The organism is Mariniflexile aquimaris (assembly GCF_042676825.1).
GTDB classification, from domain to species: domain Bacteria; phylum Bacteroidota; class Bacteroidia; order Flavobacteriales; family Flavobacteriaceae; genus Mariniflexile; species Mariniflexile aquimaris.
Genome location: NZ_JBHTIB010000002.1, coordinates 81,589 through 98,634 on the forward strand (window position 1 = coordinate 81,589; position 17,046 = coordinate 98,634).

A 17,046-nucleotide genomic window follows, 5' to 3' on the forward strand; every position below is an offset into this window, starting at 1 on the left:
ATTTATTATTATGTATAAACTTCTATCTAAATTAGTAATCTCATCTGTTTTTTTAGTGATTTTTGCCTGCGCTTCTAAAAAGGTAAAAATTGAAGATTCATTACCCCAAGACACACCTTCAAAACTTATTTTTTTAAATTACACGATTTCAAAAGATGACCATGGCAATAAAAACATTCAGTTCATAAATAAAATAGTTGCAGACAGAAAGCTGAAAAACAACACCAATCAATATCTTAATAAAGGTTCGATTGGTGATTTAATTTGCCGTCAATTAGACAAAGATTCTACCGAAATTACTTCTATTATCATTAAAAACCCTTTATCGAAACATATTGAATTTCTTAACGATTCCCTTATATTTGAAACCAAAAAAGTAGACTTAAAAAGCGCACCGCTTTCATTAAGACTACAAATACACCACAACACAAAATTTATAGCTATTAACCACATAATCGATTCGCTGCAAAACAGCAAGACTTTAATAATTACTAAGCTAGATTGAAAATGAAACATCAACTACTCACCATTTTATTAATTGGTTTTCAGCTTGCTTCTGCTCAAGTTTTCGATAAGGAGACTATTAAAAACTCTGGTAATAATGATAAAAGAATCAATTTAGTTATTTTAAGTGAAGGCTACCAAACCAGTGAATTAGCACAATTTAAAACTGATGCTATCAATTTTATGGATGGCATGTTTAATCAATCGCCTTTTAAAGAATATGCGAATTATTTTAATGTTCATATTATAAAGGTGCCATCGAATGAAAGTGGCGCCGATCATCCTGGAACCGCTACAAATGTCACTGAGCCTTACAACAATTTATCGACAAAATTTGTAGACACCTACTTTAATGCCACCTATGATTCTTTTGGCTCCCATTGGCTGCTTTATTATGAAATAGATGGCTATAGTGCGAATAATACAGAAGCAAAAATCAATAATGTATTGGCTAGCAATTTCCCAACATTCGATCAAGCCTTAATTTTAGTAAACTCGACAGAATATGGTGGTAGCGGTGGAAATTTCCCGATGGCTTATAAAGGTACTTGGGGTACCAATGTAATTATGCACGAATTGGGGCACTCGTTATTCAATTTAAAAGATGAATACTACCCGGGTGACATTTTAGCTGCCGAAGCCATAAACATGACTCAAGAAACAAATACCAGTTTAATTAGATGGAAAAATTGGCTAAACATTAATAATGTTGGCATCTATCAATATACCTGCGCTACTGGTAATTGTGCTAATTGGTATAAGCCTCATCAAAATTGCATAATGGAGAAAATTGACAAACCTTTTTGTTCGGTTTGCAAAGAAGGAATTATAGAAAAAATACACAGCATGGTGTCGCCCATAGATTCTTACACACCTGTTTCAAGTGCCATTACAAATCCATCCTTTCCAATCGATTTTCATTTGGAGCTCATCAAACCCAATCCCAATACTTTAAAAAGTGTCTGGACTTTAAACACTTCAGATTTTGCTAATGATGTGGATGACATAAGTATTGTAGAAACTGATTTAATTATTGGAATGAATACAATAACGGTTGCAGTAAACGATGCCACCTCGATATTGAAAGTAGATAATCATGATAGTTTTCATGTACAAACCGTAACCTGGACGATTGATAACACAGCTCTTGGCATTAAAGATATTGCTAGTGAAATGGCAAATTACAATATTACTATGTATCCAAACCCAACAAATACGGTGGTTAATTTCAAGTTTGAAAGTAACACCGATGCCATCTTAAAAGTCGACATTGTTGGAATTAACGGAAATATGATAAAAACACTCTCGATTAACAACTATCAAACCAATATGGTTGATATTAGTGATTTGAATAGCGGCATCTATTTAAGTAATTTCTATATTGGAAACGTACGTATTGCCAGTAAAAAATTAATTAAATTTTAGCCTTAGCGCTTTGGCGGGTATTTCGCTAAAATTTTTTCTGCAATGGCATTAAACAGTTGTTCGCGCCTTTCTGGTGACGCATTCGGATTAAAACTTGTTTCTGTAGCCGCTTGCCAAAACAAGCCAGTACCATTTTCGTCAACGAAATCAACTATAATCTGGCGGTTTATATTAGATTGACCCAAAGGCAACCCTATGGATATGCCACCTCCCATATTTCGTCCGCCACCACCTAATCCAACACCTACAGTATTGCGCTGTACTTGTTGATATTCGCTGCTTTTTATATCTACTAAAAAATCGGGGGTTTCTGAAAATGAAAAACCTTTAGCCGCCATATTAGCATCGAATGCGTCTAAAAACCGTTTGGTGTCGAGTTCGCTTAAACCCGTTTTTAAATCGCCGTAATAACTGTAGGTTTTGTATTTACTGAAGTCTGTTCCTCTTTCAAAATCGTAGTTTACGCGAATGGGTGCGCAAGAAACAAAAAGCACAACTAATAGTAGGGAGGTTAAGATTCTCATAACTTAATATTTTTATTATAAAGTTAATCAAAAATTATTCCAATAACATGATTCTTGTTCTGAATTGCGTTAGGGATTGCAGTGAAAATCCTTTTTAAACTGAAATAACACCAAACTTTGTATTGAACTAAAAATTGAAAGATGGCTTCGTCTTTCCGTCCTCGTCATGACGTTTAAAAAGATTGCAACGAAAAGCCCGACCCTTGTGGTAACGCCCTAGCTATTCAACATTTTCCATAGCCTATCCTTCAATTCTGTAATGCCTTGTTGGGCAACCGAGGAAATGAATAGATACGGAATTGGCAATTCGTTATCGAGTAATTCTTTTAATTCTGCTTTAAGTTCATCGTCTAGCATATCGCATTTTGAAATGGCGATAAGGCGATCTTTATCTAACATTTCTGGATTGTAGCGACGCAACTCGTCCAACAGAATATCGTATTGCTTGCGAATATCTGGCGCATCGGCTGGAATTAAAAATAGCAAGATAGAGTTACGCTCGATGTGGCGCAAAAAATAATGCCCTAATCCGCGACCTTCGGCAGCACCTTCAATTATTCCAGGAATATCGGCCATTACAAAGGTTTGAAAATCGCGATATTTTACAATACCCAAATTGGGTTTAAGGGTTGTAAATTCGTAATCGGCAATTTTTGGTTTTGCCGAAGTTACCACAGAAAGCAACGTTGATTTTCCGGCATTAGGAAACCCTACCAAACCAACATCGGCAAGTACTTTTAACTCTAAAGTAATGTGTTTTTCTTCGTGAGGAATACCCGGTTGTGCATACCGTGGCGTTTGGTTCGTGGCCGTTCTAAAATGCCAGTTTCCTAAACCACCTTTACCACCTTCGGCTATAATTTTTTCTTCACCATGTTCGGTGATTTCAAAAATAATGTCGTTGGTTTCGGTATCTCGTACTACGGTTCCTAAAGGCACTTCAACATAGGCGTCTTCGCCATCGGCACCAAAACTACGGCTACTACCACCATGTTCGCCATGTCCTGCACGTATGTGTTTTTTAAATTTTAAATGAAGAAGGGTCCAAAGATTTGAGTTGCCGCGTAAAATTACGTGACCACCACGACCACCATCTCCCCCATCTGGTCCGCCTTTTTCAATAAATTTTTCGCGGTGTAAATGCGACGATCCTTTACCTCCGTTACCAGAGCTAACAAACATTTTTACGTAGTCTACGAAATTCCCTTCTGTCATGAAATGAGTTTAAAGTTTATAAAGTTTAAAGTTTAAAGTTTTAAACCCTTTAGATAATTTATAATTTATCAATTACGGCACTTAATCGCTTTGTAATTTCTTCAATACTACCAACGCCATCAACACCAAAATACTTTTTTTGGGCCGAATAGTAATCTTTTAAAATAGCCGTTTTGTCGTAATATTCTTTAATTCTGTTTCTAATAATAGATTCATCAGCATCATCTGGACGACCACTTGTTTTTCCTCTGCCAATAAGGCGCTTTACTAGAATTTCATCTTCAACTTCCAAAGCCACCATGGCATTAATTGAAGAATCTTTACTTTCCATAAGTTTATCTAAAGCTTCAGCTTGTGCATTAGTGCGTGGAAACCCATCAAAAATAAACCCTTTTGCTCCAGAATTCTTTTCAACTTCGGCATTCAACATATCTATGGTTACTTGGTCTGGAACCAATTCTCCTTTGTCCATATACGATTTGGCCAGCATGCCTAATGCAGTTTCGTTTTTAATATTAAACCTAAAAACATCGCCGGTAGAAATATGCACCAAATTGTATTTATGCTTTAAAAATTCTGCTTGCGTTCCTTTTCCTGCACCTGGAGGGCCAAATAATACTAAATTTGTCATGAATTGTGTTTCTTTTATTTGATAGACTTCTGGTATGTTGCGTCCTAAACCATCATAGTCTAAGCCATAACCAACAATAAATTTATTGGGTATTTCTATACCAATGTAATGTAATTTAAAATCCTTTTTATATGCTTCTGGCTTGTAAAATAAGGTCGCAATTTTAAGCGATTTTACATTTTCATTTTTAAAAATTCTATGAACCTCTGCCAATGTATTACCCGTATCGATAATATCTTCTAAAATAACAACCGTTCTACCCGTTAAATCTTGGGTTAACCCAATTAATCGCTGAATATCTTCTGTAGATTTCACACCTTCATACGATGCTAATTTAATAAAGGTAACCTCGCATGGCTTAGGGTACTTTTTTACAAAGTCGCTTACCACCATAAACGAACCATTCAAAATACCAACAAAAACAGGTATTTCGTCTCCCACATCGTTTGCAATCTCGTTGGCTAAACGCTGCATCGCATCATCTATTTCCTTAGCTGAAATAAACGGTTTAAAATATTTATCGTGTAACTTTATCACTGTATGTTATTTTTTGGAAGTCGCAAAGATAATCAATAGATTAAGTAATAACGATTTTTTGAATTACGATTTAGGCACAAATTGATATTTAAGTGTATTTTTGCATTGCAATAATCAATTTTAGCACAAATAATTACATGAATTTCTTTTCTTCAAATTTTAAACTCGGTATTCTAGGTGGCGGACAATTAGGTAAAATGTTATTAAACGATACCCGGAAATTTGATATTTACACCTGTGTTTTAGACGCTAGTAACGAAGCGCCTTGTAAAATTGCAAGTAATGAATTTCATTTAGGTGATTTAATGGATTTTGAAGCGGTTTATAACTTCGGAAAGCAAGTAGATGTATTAACCATTGAAATTGAAAACGTTAATGTTGATGCTTTAGAAGCCCTTGAAAAAGAAGGCAAAAAAGTGTATCCGTCGTCTCAAACTTTAAAAAGAATACAGAATAAGGCTACTCAGAAATTGTTTTATTTAGATCATAATTTACCCACAGCAGCTTTTTCGCGCTTCGCATATCTATCAGAAATTGAAGATGCCGTTAATAATGGTGGTTTAGCATTTCCATTTGTTTGGAAAGCAGCACAATTTGGCTATGATGGAAATGGTGTGAAAGTAGTTAGAAAACTTTCAGATTTAGAAGGCTTGCCAACAGGAGAATGCATCGCAGAAAATTTGGTGCCTTTTAAAAACGAATTAGCCGTTATTGTTGCCAGAAATGCATCAGGCGAAATAAAAACGTTTCCTGTAGTAGAAATGGAATTTCACCCCGAAGCAAATCAAGTGGAATATGTTATTTGTCCAGCAAGAATTCCGGAGGCAGTTGCAAAAAAAGCTGTAGAAGTCGCTTTAAACACTTCAAAAGCATTTAATCATGTGGGATTATTAGCCGTTGAAATGTTTCAAACACAAAACGATGAGATTCTAATAAACGAAGTGGCGCCAAGGCCTCATAATTCTGGACACCAAACCATTGAAGCGAGTTTTACTTCTCAATTTGAGCAACATTTACGGGCTATTTTAAATTTACCTTTGGGTAGAACCGACAGTAAAGTTGGTGGCGTTATGGTAAATTTAGTAGGTGCTGAAGGTTTTAGTGGTAATGTGGTTTATGAAAATATTGAATCCATTATGAATCTTGATGGCGTAACACCTCATATTTACGGAAAAAAACAAACAAGACCATTTCGTAAAATGGGCCATGTAACGATTGTTAATGAAGATTTAAACGAAGCGCGTCGCATTGCCGAAGAAGTAAAAAAGACTATTAAAGTTATCAGTGAATAAATAATACCGCCCCTGGCACTATCTACATAAAACCTTTGTTTTTTTTAAGATAGAAACGCAGTTTGCAAGGGGATTTTACATTTTAAGTTTTTAAATTGAGGTCTCGACTGCGAGCGACCAGACATAAAAGCAATCAACATATGAATAAAGTAGGAGTTATTATGGGAAGCAAAAGCGATTTGCCAGTTATGCAAGACGCTATCGATATTTTAAAAGATTTTAATATTGAAGTTGAAATTGATATTGTTTCGGCTCACAGAACTCCAGAAAAACTTTTCGATTATGGTAAAAACGCCCATTCCAGAGGCTTTGCTGTAATTATTGCAGGCGCTGGTGGTGCTGCCCATTTACCTGGAATGATTGCTTCTTTATCGCCATTGCCGGTTATTGGTGTTCCTGTAAAAAGCAGTAATTCTATAGATGGATGGGATTCTGTTTTATCTATTCTACAAATGCCTGGCGGTGTACCAGTTGCCACCGTTGCACTTAATGGCGCCAAAAACGCAGGCATTTTAGCTGCTCAAATTATTGGTTCGAATAATCCTGAAGTTCTAAATAAAATAATCGACTATAAAGAAGCCTTAAAACAAAAAGTTCACGAATCTGCTAAAGATTTAAAATAAGAAAACCTCGAAGGTCATTCGAGGTTTTCTAGTTATTAAGAATAATTTTTTGAGTTAGTCACTCTTCAAATTGTTGAGGCAAAAATATAAAAATCTTATTATGTATGCATAATAAAATTTACTTTTTAATTTATTTCCTATTAAAATGACACAAAACATCCTATTAAAAAAGTTTAATACACCATATAATTCAGCTCCATTTTCTAAAATTAAAAATGACGATTTTCTTCCGGCATTTAAACAAGCTATAGAAGATGCTAAGGCCGAAATTGATATTATCGCCAACAATAGCGAAGCAGCAACTTTCGAAAATACCATTGAAGCTCTGGAGTTTTCTGGGGAGCAATTAGATAGAATTTCTAGCCTCTTTTTTAATTTAAATTCTGCCGAAACTAACGATAGCATTCAGAAAATTGCACAGGAAGTTTCACCGCTTTTATCAGAATTCAGCAACGATATCACCTTAAACGAAGCTCTTTTTAAAAGAATAAAATCGGTTTTTGATGCTAAAGACAGTTTGAATTTAAACACCGAACAACACACACTTCTCGATAAGAAATATAAAAGTTTTTCCAGAAATGGTGCTAATTTACCAGAAGACAAAAAGCTCATACTCCGTAAAATCGACAAAGAATTGAGCCAGTTAAAATTAAAATTTGGTGAAAACGTGCTGGCTGAAACCAATAAATTTGAAATGCTAATTACCGATGAAAAAGAACTTTCTGGACTTCCCGAAGGCACTATTGAAGCGGCCAAACAATTAGCCGAATCTAAAGAAAAGGAAGGTTGGTTGTTTACATTAGATTATCCAAGCTACATTCCATTTGTTACTTATGCCGATAATAGAGCGCTTCGGAAACACATAACCTTGGCGGCAGGAAGCAAAGGCTTTCATAATGATGCTTTAGACAATCAAGACATCGTTTTAAAAATTACAAAACTCAGACACGAACGCGCTAATTTATTAGGATATAAAACCCATGCTCATTTTGTTTTAGAAGAACGCATGGCTAAAACACCCGAAAAAGTTGAGAGCTTCTTAAACGAATTACTCGAAAAAGCAAAACCCGCTGCCGAACGTGAATTTGAAAATCTTCAAAATTTCGCCAAAGAATTAAACGGCATTGAACAACTCGAAAAATGGGATAGTGCGTATTATTCAGAAAAATTAAAACAAAAGTTATACAATCTAGATGATGAGCTTTTAAAGCCATACTTTAAACTAGAAAATGTTATTACTGGTGCCTTTACCGTTGCCAATAAATTATTCGATTTAAGTTTTGAAGAAATTAAAGATGTAGACAAATACCACGAAGATGTTTTAACTTATAAAGTGGTGAATAGCAATGGTGATTTAATCTCTTTATTTTACGCAGATTTCTTCCCCAGACCAGGAAAACGTAATGGTGCGTGGATGACCTCGTACAAGCCACAATTCATTAAAAACGGGAAGAACGACCGACCACATATATCTATTGTTTGCAACTTTACAAAACCTACAAAAAGCAAACCATCGCTTTTAACTTTTAACGAGGTAACTACCTTGTTTCACGAGTTTGGTCATGCTTTACATGGTATGTTGGCAAACACCACCTACCCGAGTCTTTCTGGTACTTCAGTGTATTGGGATTTCGTAGAATTACCAAGTCAGATTTTAGAAAACTGGTGTTATGAAAAAGACGCCTTAAAACTTTTTGCTACACATTATAAAACAGACGACGTTATACCAATGGATTTGGTTGAAAAAATAAAAGAATCGGCAACCTTTCATCAAGGTATGCAAACCTTACGTCAAATAAGTTTCGGGCTGCTCGACATGAGTTGGCATGGTCAAGACCCTTCAAACATAAACAATGTAAAAACCCATGAGGTTGAAGCATTTAAAAACACAACTTTATACCCAGAAGTTGCCGAAAATTGTATGAGCACCTCGTTTTCACACATTTTTCAAGGTGGCTATTCATCAGGATATTACAGTTACAAGTGGGCCGAAGTACTCGACGCTGATGCCTTCGAATATTTTAAAGAAACCGGCGTTTTCAACAAAGAAATTGCTACTAAATTTAAGGAACACATTTTATCTCAAGGCGGTACCGAAGATCCTATGGTACTTTATAAACGTTTTAGAGGCCAAGAACCAAGACCCGAAGCCTTGTTAAAACGTGCTGGATTGATAAACAATTAAAATATTCAAAAGAATTAGCTTATTTTTGAAATTCAATAAATCCGTGTAAAAATGTCTAATCATCAAATTAATCCGAATAAATGGATCGATCTTTATTCAGATTACCTTTATAATTACACGGTAGCGCGTGTTAATGATAAAGTTATAGCCCAAGATTTGGTGCAAGACACATTTTTAGCTGCCTTAAAATCAATGAAAAATTTTAAAGGAGAAGCCAGTGAACGCACCTGGTTAATTTCTATTTTAAAAAGAAAAATTATTGATTATTACCGTAAAATAAATTCAAACAAAGGAAAAGCTGAAGTCCGCATTTCATATAACAACGAGAGCGAAACCGAAGGCGATTGGCTAGAAGAACGCGTTGCAGACCCTTTTGATAAAACAGCCGAAGACATCATGCAAAACACCGAACTTGGCGACGCTATTTTTAATTGTTTAAGCAAGCTACCAGAAAAACAGGCCGAAGTTTTTAGAATGAAAACTATTGAAGGCTACGAAACCGATGTTATTTGTAATGAACTAAATATTACAGCGTCTAACCTATGGGTAATAATTCATAGAGCTCGAACCGCCATGGCAGAATGTTTAAAAGAAAATTGGTTTTAATTATGATTGAAAAAATTAAACTCATGCTAAAGTGCGATGAAGCAAATCATGTTTGCGATAAAGCGCAATATAAAAACGCTTCATTATGTGAAAAAATAAAATTACACATTCATTTAATTTTTTGTCGCGCTTGCAGAAAATACACGATAAACAATATAAAGCTTACAAAAACTATTAAAAAAGCACATATTGAATGTTTAGATAAAAACTGCAAACAAAAAATGAAACAAAATTTAGACAAAGCTATTAAAGAAAACCACATTAACTAAAAACGAATACTAGTAAAAGCCAAAATATTGGCACCCCTTCTACCCAAAACGAGCTATAATATTTATTCTGATCTTTTTTAGCTCGAATTAAAAACCACCCGGTTAAAAGTGCGATAACAGTAACTACCTCAAGGTTTGTTATATCAAATTCCTTCTTAAAAAATTCTAATAAAACAATAAAAAGCAATAAGACAACTCCAATCACTTTGGTTTGTCGGACGCCTATTCTCTGAGGAATTGTAGCAAGTTTCAAGCTATCGTATCGCAAGTCTCTAATTTCAAAAGGCAGCATTAAAACGATTATAAAAACGAATCGCTGAAAGCTTACCAAAAATACATCAGCATTAAAAATATAATCTGAATTTATTAATGGGAAAATCACTGTAACTCCCATCCAAACTAAGGCAATAACATACACCTTTAAGCCTTCAATTGTTCTGAGATTGTTAATTTTTATAATAAACCGTTTGGGTAAGTATGGAATCGCATAAAAAAATGTTATACCCGCCAAACCACTAACACAAATTAAAGCAGTAAAACTTAATTTGAAGGCATAATAACACATCAGTAAAAAAGAGACAAAAGAAAAATACTGTATGGCTTTTAGCCAATTTGCCAAACTTCTGTGATGAAATTTAGCCAGACCGAAAAACTTAACAAAATTATACCCTGTAATGGTGGCAAAAAACACAAAAAACAATAAGCCTTTATCATACAAAACCCCAAACTCCATATAGGTTGTCGCGGTTAACGACAATACCGATAAAGCTACATGAATACTGCTATTTATGTAAAAGTTAAAAACCTGCTTCAGTACCTTCATTTCACAAAACTAAGCAAACTGTTAATAACGATTGCAATTGGTTAAAAACTTTCCATTTTATGCAACTAAACACGCTTTATATTATGTAATTTTGCGAATTATCTAAACAATTATAGCTTAATGAATACAAACGCTTTTGCATTGCGTCATATTGGACCTAGAGAAGAAGACCAAAATCTTATGTTGAAAACCATTGGTGTTGACTCTTTAGACCAGCTAATTTATGAAACAATTCCAGACGACATACGATTAAAAAACGGTTTAAATTTAGAAGAACCAATGACTGAGTATGAATATTTACTTCATATTCACGAATTATCTAAATTAAATAAAGCCTACAAAACATATATTGGTTTAGGATATCATCCAACAGTAATGCCGGCTGTTATTCAGAGAAATATTCTTGAAAATCCGGGATGGTACACGGCTTACACACCGTATCAAGCAGAAATTGCTCAGGGACGTTTAGAAGCGCTTTTAAATTACCAAACTATGGTAATGGATTTAACAGGTATGGAAATTGCCAACGCCTCACTTTTAGATGAAAGTACGGCTGCTGCCGAAGCCATGAGTTTGTTATTCGCTGTTCGCGAACGCGATCAAAAGAAAAATAACGTTAACAAGTTTTTTGTTTCAGACAACATTTTGCCTCAAACACTTTCTTTACTACAAACAAGAGCAACACCTATAGGCATTGAATTAGTAGTTGGTAGCGAAGACACCTTCGATTTCTCTTCAGAATTTTTTGGTGCTATTCTTCAATATCCGGGTAAAGATGGGCAAATTACAGATATAAAAACATTTATCAGAAAAGCCAATGAAGCACAAATAAAAGTAGCAGTAGCTGCCGATATTTTAAGCTTAGTCAAACTGGAAGCGCCTGGTAAATTTGGCGCCGATGTGGTGGTTGGTACAACTCAACGTTTTGGAATCCCTATGGGGTATGGCGGACCGCATGCTGCCTTTTTTGCAACGAAAGAAGCTTATAAACGTGATATTCCTGGTAGAATTATTGGCGTAACCAAAGATGCCAGTGGAAACCGTGCGTTACGTATGGCCTTGCAAACACGAGAACAACATATTAAGCGCGATAAAGCAACCTCAAACATTTGTACTGCACAAGTTTTATTAGCGGTAATGGCAAGTATGTATGCGGTTTATCACGGTCCTAAAGGCTTGAAATTTATAGCTAATAAAGTACATAACACGGCTTCAACACTTGCTTCAGCTTTAAAAACTTTAGGATATACACAAGCAAACACCTCGTATTTTGATACGCTTCAAATAAAAACCGATTCAAAAAAATTAAAAAAATTCGCGAAAGAGAAAAAAGTGAATTTATTTTATCCTGATAAAGAAACGGTTACCATTTCTGTTAATGAAACTACGTCGGTTCGAGATGTTAACTATTTAATATCTGTATTTGCTGAAGCGGCTAATAAAGAAACCATTGTTATTGCTTCTATTTCAGAAGGCAATAATATCGCAAACGACATCAAAAGAACTTCAGATTTTTTAACACTAGACGTTTTCAATCAGTATCATTCTGAAACCGAATTGATGCGTTATATTAAATCCTTAGAGCGTAAAGATTTAGCATTAAATCACTCAATGATTTCTTTAGGGTCTTGTACCATGAAGTTAAATGCTGCCTCAGAAATGTTGCCATTAAGCATTTTTAAATGGGCTAATATCCATCCGTTTGTTCCAAAAAAACAAGCACAAGGCTACTTAACTGTTTTAAAAGAATTAGAAGACCAATTAACCGAAATTACAGGTTTTGCAGCCACTTCTTTGCAGCCAAATTCTGGTGCACAAGGTGAATATGCTGGTTTAATGGTTATTAAAGCCTATCATGAATCTCGTAATGAAGGCCATCGCGACATTTGCTTAATCCCCTCATCTGCACATGGCACCAATCCTGCAAGTGCGGTTATGGCAGGTATGAAAGTGATTGTAACCAAATCGACTGCCGAAGGAAATATTGATGTGGAAGATTTGCGCGAAAAAGCCATTTTACACAAAGACAACCTATCGTGTTTAATGGTTACCTATCCGTCTACGCATGGTGTTTACGAATCGGCTATCAAAGAAATTACCAAAATTATTCACGATAATGGCGGTCAAGTTTATATGGATGGCGCGAACATGAACGCGCAAGTTGGACTTACAAATCCTGGAAATATTGGTGCCGACGTGTGCCATTTAAATTTACACAAAACATTCGCCATTCCTCATGGTGGTGGTGGCCCAGGAGTTGGACCTATTTGTGTTGCGAAACAATTAGTGCCCTTTTTACCAGGAAACCCTGTTGTAAAAGTTGGTGGCGAGAATGCCATTACTGCCATTTCTGGTGCACCTTATGGGTCTGCTTTGGTTTGCCTCATATCATACGGCTATATTAAAATGTTAGGAGCAGAAGGATTAACCGAATCGACCAAAATAGCCATTCTTAACGCCAATTACATAAAACACCGCTTACAAGGTAGTTTTGATACGTTATATTCTGGCGAACGCGGGCGTGCAGCACACGAAATGATTGTGGATTGCCGACCATTTAAAGCAAATGGTATTGAAGTTACAGATATTGCAAAGCGATTAATGGATTACGGTTTCCATGCGCCAACAGTATCTTTCCCGGTTGCTGGAACCTTAATGATTGAACCAACCGAAAGCGAAAGCAAAGCGGAAATCGATCGTTTTTGCGATGCCATGATTTCAATTAAAAAAGAAATTGATCAAGCTTCAAAAGACGACACCAACAATGTTTTAAAGAATGCGCCACATACCTTGGAAATGATTACGGCAAACGAATGGTATTTCCCATACTCACGTGAAGAAGCGGCATTCCCATTAGACTTTGTAAAACAAAATAAGTTTTGGCCTAGTGTTAGACGTGTAGATGACGCCTATGGCGATCGAAATTTAATATGCAGCTGCGCACCAATAGAGGCTTACGCAGAAGCATAAAACACCCGTTGAACATCGTAAAATAATTTAAAATCAGTTTTGCCTTTTTTTATAAACCCGTACTTTTATACGTAAATAAAAAAAGGCAAATTTTCTTTTTATGAATATTAAAATTACCGGTACTGGAAGCTATATTCCAGATACCATCGAAAAAAACGAAGCATTCCACGAACATATATTTCTAAATAACGATGGCTCAGTAATTAACTCCCCTAATGAAGTTATTATTGAAAAATTTCAAGCCATTACTGGAATTGCCGAAAGACGCTATGCGAAGGCACATTTAAACTCTTCCGATTTAGGGTTTTTTGCTGCCGAAAAAGCTATTATTGACGCTAAAATTGATCCTGAAACATTAGATTATATAATTGTTGCTCACAATTTTGGTGATGTTAAACATGATACCATTCAAAGCGATATGTTGCCTTGTTTGGCAGCGCGAATTAAACATAGCTTACGCATTAAAAACCCAAAATGTGTGGCCTATGATATTCTTTTTGGATGCCCTGGGTGGATTGAAGGCGTAATACAAGCCAAAGCATTTATAAAAGCAGGAATGGCAAAACGCTGTTTGGTAATAGGATCTGAAACATTGTCGAGAGTTATAGATAAACACGATAGGGACGCTATGATTTTCTCTGATGGTGCGGGCGCTACCGTTATTGAAGCTACCGAAGAAGAAGGTGGTATTTTAGAACATGAATGTGCTAGTTACACCTACGACGAAGCTTACTATTTATACTTTGGGAATTCAAACAATCAAGCATTAGACAAAAACACCCGATACATTAAAATGGACGGTCGTAAAATCTACGAATTTGCATTAACAACGGTTCCTAATGCTATGAAAACCTGTTTAGATAATAGCGGTTTAGACATTAAAGATGTAAAAAAGATTTTTATACATCAGGCAAACGAAAAAATGGATGAAGCGATTTTAAAACGTTTTTACCGACTTTATAGAACAGAAATTCCAGAAGGTGTGATGCCAATGAGTATTCAAACCCTTGGTAACAGTTCTGTGGCAACGGTACCTACACTTTTCGATTTGGTAAGAAATAATCAGATAGAAAACCAAAGTCTTAAAAAAGGCGATGTACTTATATTTGCAAGTGTTGGCGCAGGAATGCACATTAACGCCTTTGTTTATAAATATTAAAGATTTCTGCCATTGCGGAAATAAAGAAATTTAAATGTACGAAAAGACTTTTCCGAACAAACGATTTAAACATACCATTCAGTTTTTAGAAAAACATGTTTCAAAAAATGAGACTATTTTAGATTTGGGCGTTGTAAATCCGTTTTCAGAGATTATGACTAAAAATGGTTATAAAGTTGAAAACACTGCAGGCGAAGATTTAGATTTTGATACTTCAAACATTGAAAACTCGAAGGCAACAGTAGTGACGGCTTTCGAAATTTTCGAACATTTACTATCTCCGTTTACGGTACTTCAGTCGATTAAATCGGATAAATTAGTCGCTAGCGTTCCTCTAAAATTATGGTTTTCTTCGGCATACCGAAGTAAAACCGATATGTTAGACAGACATTATCATGAGTTTGAAGATTGGCAATTCGACTGGTTATTAGAAAAATCTGGTTGGAAAATTATCGACCGCCAAAAATGGACAAACCCTACAAAAAAGTTTGGCATTCGCCCGATTTTGAGATGGTTTACCCCTAGATATTACATAGTTTATGCAGAAAGAGTTTAACTTTGAATATTTAAAATTTCAAATTTGAATTTCTACATCATTATTCCGGCACATAACGAAGCTAGTTCAATTGCATTAACCTTAGACTCGTTAGTGAAACAAACACTTCAACCAAAACGAGTGGTTGTTATAAATGATAATTCAACCGACAGCACTCGAGAGATTGTTGAAGGCTATTGTGCAAAACATAAATGGATTCAACTGGTCAATTCAAAATCATCTAATGAACACTTACCTGGTTCTAAAATAATTAATGCTTTTTACAAAGGTTTTGAAACGCTAGATGAGCACTACGATGTGCTTTGTAAATTTGATGCCGATTTAATTTTTCCAAACAATTATTTAGAACAACTGGCGTATCATTTCAGCACAGATAAAAAACTTGGTATGGCAGCAGGGTTTTGTTATATTGAAAAAGGCGACCTCTGGGTATTGGAAAATTTAACCCGAAAAGATCATATTCGTGGTGCATTAAAAGCGTATAGAAAAGACTGTTTTTTACAAATTGGCAAACTTAAACGGTCTATGGGTTGGGATACTGTGGACGAATTGCTTGCTAAATTTTATGGCTGGGAAATTCTTACAGACGAATCGCTTCAGGTAAAACACCTAAAACCAACAGGAATTAGTTACAACAAAGCATCAAAATATTTACAAGGTGAAGCTATGTATAAAATGCGTTACGGCTTTGTAATTACATTTATTTCAGCAATAAAATTAGCTTATAAAAAAGGAAGTTTTTCGCTATTTAAAGATTATTTGGCTGGTTATTTTAGAGCAAAGAAACACAACACAGAATTTTTAGTGTCTGAAAAAGAAGGTAAATTTATTAGAAATTTACGTTGGAAAGGCATTTTTAGAAAATTTAAATACTAATTTTCCAAGTGTTTCCCTCGTTCAAAGGAATGACAAAACTCTAATTAAAGCTCCAGTCTTTATAACTGCTAGAAGCTTCTAACCTATCTTCTAAAGCATCTTCTAATTGCGGAAAGAAATCGATGCCGGTTAGCTTTTCGATAGAATCTACCGATACTACAAATTTATACAGTGGCTCATTAGATTTTTCGTGAGGCATTAAAAAGGCAATCATTTTCACCTTGCCAGAATTTGCATCAATCAATACTTTATAAAACTGATTAGGAACGGCGACTCTTTCGCTTCCAATGGTTCTCATTTTCCCTTTTAATACGCCTCCGGTTACTACAAAAACACCGTCGTATTTACTTGCCCAATAGCGTACTTTTTGTTCTAAAGTATTCCAAATACCTGAATTAAACTCGTGTTCCTGCGGACTAATATTGCTGGTTAGAAAGGTTTCATCAAAGGCAAATTTACTGTAAGTCCTATCCCCCGCCGGACATAAATGCCCACGATCGAAACCAGAATTCTTATAATTTCTCCAACTGGCCGCACCTGTTTTTACGGCGTTGTCTATTTCGAAATAAGGTCTTTTAAAATTAGTATTGGTTAAATGCGATTTCTTTAATTCGTACGCAACCCATTCAGCTTGTTCATGCGGCTCACTGTAAGACAACGAATACCCTTCATGGTGAATAATTTGCCCTGTGGTACTTGTTGGTAAGAAAAATTCGTTAGTGCTTAATTTTACTTCTTTGCCACTATTAACAATTTCCGTCTTCTCTTCGGTGTTTAAAAAATGCTCGTAGCCATAAATACCCAAAACAAGTATCATCGCTAATAGTGTATATTTTGCCTTTCTATTCAAA

General features: G+C 35.3%; 15 protein-coding genes. 10 read left to right on the forward strand and 5 right to left on the reverse strand.

The features are described from left to right. Positions 1 to 10 precede the first annotated feature (10 nt). Positions 11 to 505: a hypothetical protein gene (locus ACFQ0I_RS00400; RefSeq protein WP_379938353.1), complete on the forward strand. Its 495-nt coding sequence runs from the start codon at positions 11 to 13 to the stop codon at positions 503 to 505. Positions 506 to 507: 2 nt separating this feature from the next. After that, positions 508 to 1,929, forward strand: coding sequence for a T9SS type A sorting domain-containing protein (locus tag ACFQ0I_RS00405; protein WP_379938354.1), 1,422 nt, complete (start codon positions 508 to 510; stop codon positions 1,927 to 1,929). 2 nt (positions 1,930 to 1,931) lie between these two features. Here ACFQ0I_RS00405 and ACFQ0I_RS00410 read toward each other — a convergent pair whose 3' ends face one another. The 3 genes from ACFQ0I_RS00410 to ACFQ0I_RS00420 form a co-directional block, all read right to left on the reverse strand. Continuing rightward, on the reverse strand, positions 1,932 to 2,453 hold the full coding sequence (locus ACFQ0I_RS00410; protein WP_379938356.1) for a DUF4136 domain-containing protein: 522 nt from the start codon (positions 2,451 to 2,453) through the stop codon (positions 1,932 to 1,934). A gap of 216 nt (positions 2,454 to 2,669) precedes the next feature. Then, positions 2,670 to 3,668: a GTPase ObgE gene (obgE, locus tag ACFQ0I_RS00415; RefSeq protein WP_379938358.1), complete on the reverse strand. Its 999-nt coding sequence runs from the start codon at positions 3,666 to 3,668 to the stop codon at positions 2,670 to 2,672. 58 nt (positions 3,669 to 3,726) lie between these two features. After that, positions 3,727 to 4,836: an adenylate kinase gene (locus ACFQ0I_RS00420; protein ID WP_379938360.1), complete on the reverse strand. Its 1,110-nt coding sequence runs from the start codon at positions 4,834 to 4,836 to the stop codon at positions 3,727 to 3,729. A gap of 137 nt (positions 4,837 to 4,973) precedes the next feature. Between ACFQ0I_RS00420 and ACFQ0I_RS00425 the strand changes: the two genes are divergently transcribed. The 4 genes from ACFQ0I_RS00425 to ACFQ0I_RS00440 all read left to right on the forward strand — a co-directional run bounded on the left by ACFQ0I_RS00425 (position 4,974) and on the right by ACFQ0I_RS00440 (position 9,542). Further along, entirely contained in the window at positions 4,974 to 6,128 is a 1,155-nt protein-coding gene (locus ACFQ0I_RS00425; RefSeq protein ID WP_379938362.1) for a 5-(carboxyamino)imidazole ribonucleotide synthase, read from the forward strand. A 140-nt stretch (positions 6,129 to 6,268) separates the two neighbouring features. Next, positions 6,269 to 6,751: a 5-(carboxyamino)imidazole ribonucleotide mutase gene (purE, locus tag ACFQ0I_RS00430; protein ID WP_379938363.1), complete on the forward strand. Its 483-nt coding sequence runs from the start codon at positions 6,269 to 6,271 to the stop codon at positions 6,749 to 6,751. A gap of 145 nt (positions 6,752 to 6,896) precedes the next feature. Beyond that, entirely contained in the window at positions 6,897 to 8,936 is a 2,040-nt protein-coding gene (locus tag ACFQ0I_RS00435; protein WP_379938365.1) for a M3 family metallopeptidase, read from the forward strand. A gap of 51 nt (positions 8,937 to 8,987) precedes the next feature. Then, positions 8,988 to 9,542, forward strand: a complete 555-nt coding sequence (locus ACFQ0I_RS00440; RefSeq protein WP_379938367.1) for a sigma-70 family RNA polymerase sigma factor — start codon at positions 8,988 to 8,990, stop codon at positions 9,540 to 9,542. A gap of 261 nt (positions 9,543 to 9,803) precedes the next feature. Here ACFQ0I_RS00440 and ACFQ0I_RS00445 read toward each other — a convergent pair whose 3' ends face one another. Next, complete coding sequence (locus tag ACFQ0I_RS00445; protein WP_379938369.1) at positions 9,804 to 10,634, reverse strand: hypothetical protein; 831 nt, start codon at positions 10,632 to 10,634, stop codon at positions 9,804 to 9,806. 120 nt (positions 10,635 to 10,754) lie between these two features. Between ACFQ0I_RS00445 and gcvP the strand changes: the two genes are divergently transcribed. From gcvP to ACFQ0I_RS00465, 4 genes are all read left to right on the forward strand, one after another. Next, positions 10,755 to 13,604 carry an aminomethyl-transferring glycine dehydrogenase gene (gene gcvP, locus ACFQ0I_RS00450; protein ID WP_379938371.1) on the forward strand — a complete coding sequence of 950 codons (2,850 nt, stop codon included), beginning with the start codon at positions 10,755 to 10,757 and terminating at the stop codon, positions 13,602 to 13,604. A 100-nt stretch (positions 13,605 to 13,704) separates the two neighbouring features. Then, a complete protein-coding gene (locus ACFQ0I_RS00455) occupies positions 13,705 to 14,763 on the forward strand; it encodes a 3-oxoacyl-ACP synthase III family protein (protein ID WP_379938373.1) in 1,059 nt (352 codons plus the stop codon). 34 nt (positions 14,764 to 14,797) lie between these two features. Beyond that, a complete protein-coding gene (locus tag ACFQ0I_RS00460; RefSeq protein ID WP_379938375.1) occupies positions 14,798 to 15,319 on the forward strand; it encodes a methyltransferase in 522 nt (173 codons plus the stop codon). Positions 15,320 to 15,343: 24 nt separating this feature from the next. After that, entirely contained in the window at positions 15,344 to 16,195 is an 852-nt protein-coding gene (locus ACFQ0I_RS00465; RefSeq protein WP_379938377.1) for a glycosyltransferase, read from the forward strand. Between the two features lie 40 nt (positions 16,196 to 16,235). Here ACFQ0I_RS00465 and ACFQ0I_RS00470 read toward each other — a convergent pair whose 3' ends face one another. Beyond that, positions 16,236 to 17,012: a DNA/RNA non-specific endonuclease gene (locus tag ACFQ0I_RS00470; RefSeq protein WP_379938379.1), complete on the reverse strand. Its 777-nt coding sequence runs from the start codon at positions 17,010 to 17,012 to the stop codon at positions 16,236 to 16,238. Between the last annotated feature and the right edge of the window lie 34 nt (positions 17,013 to 17,046).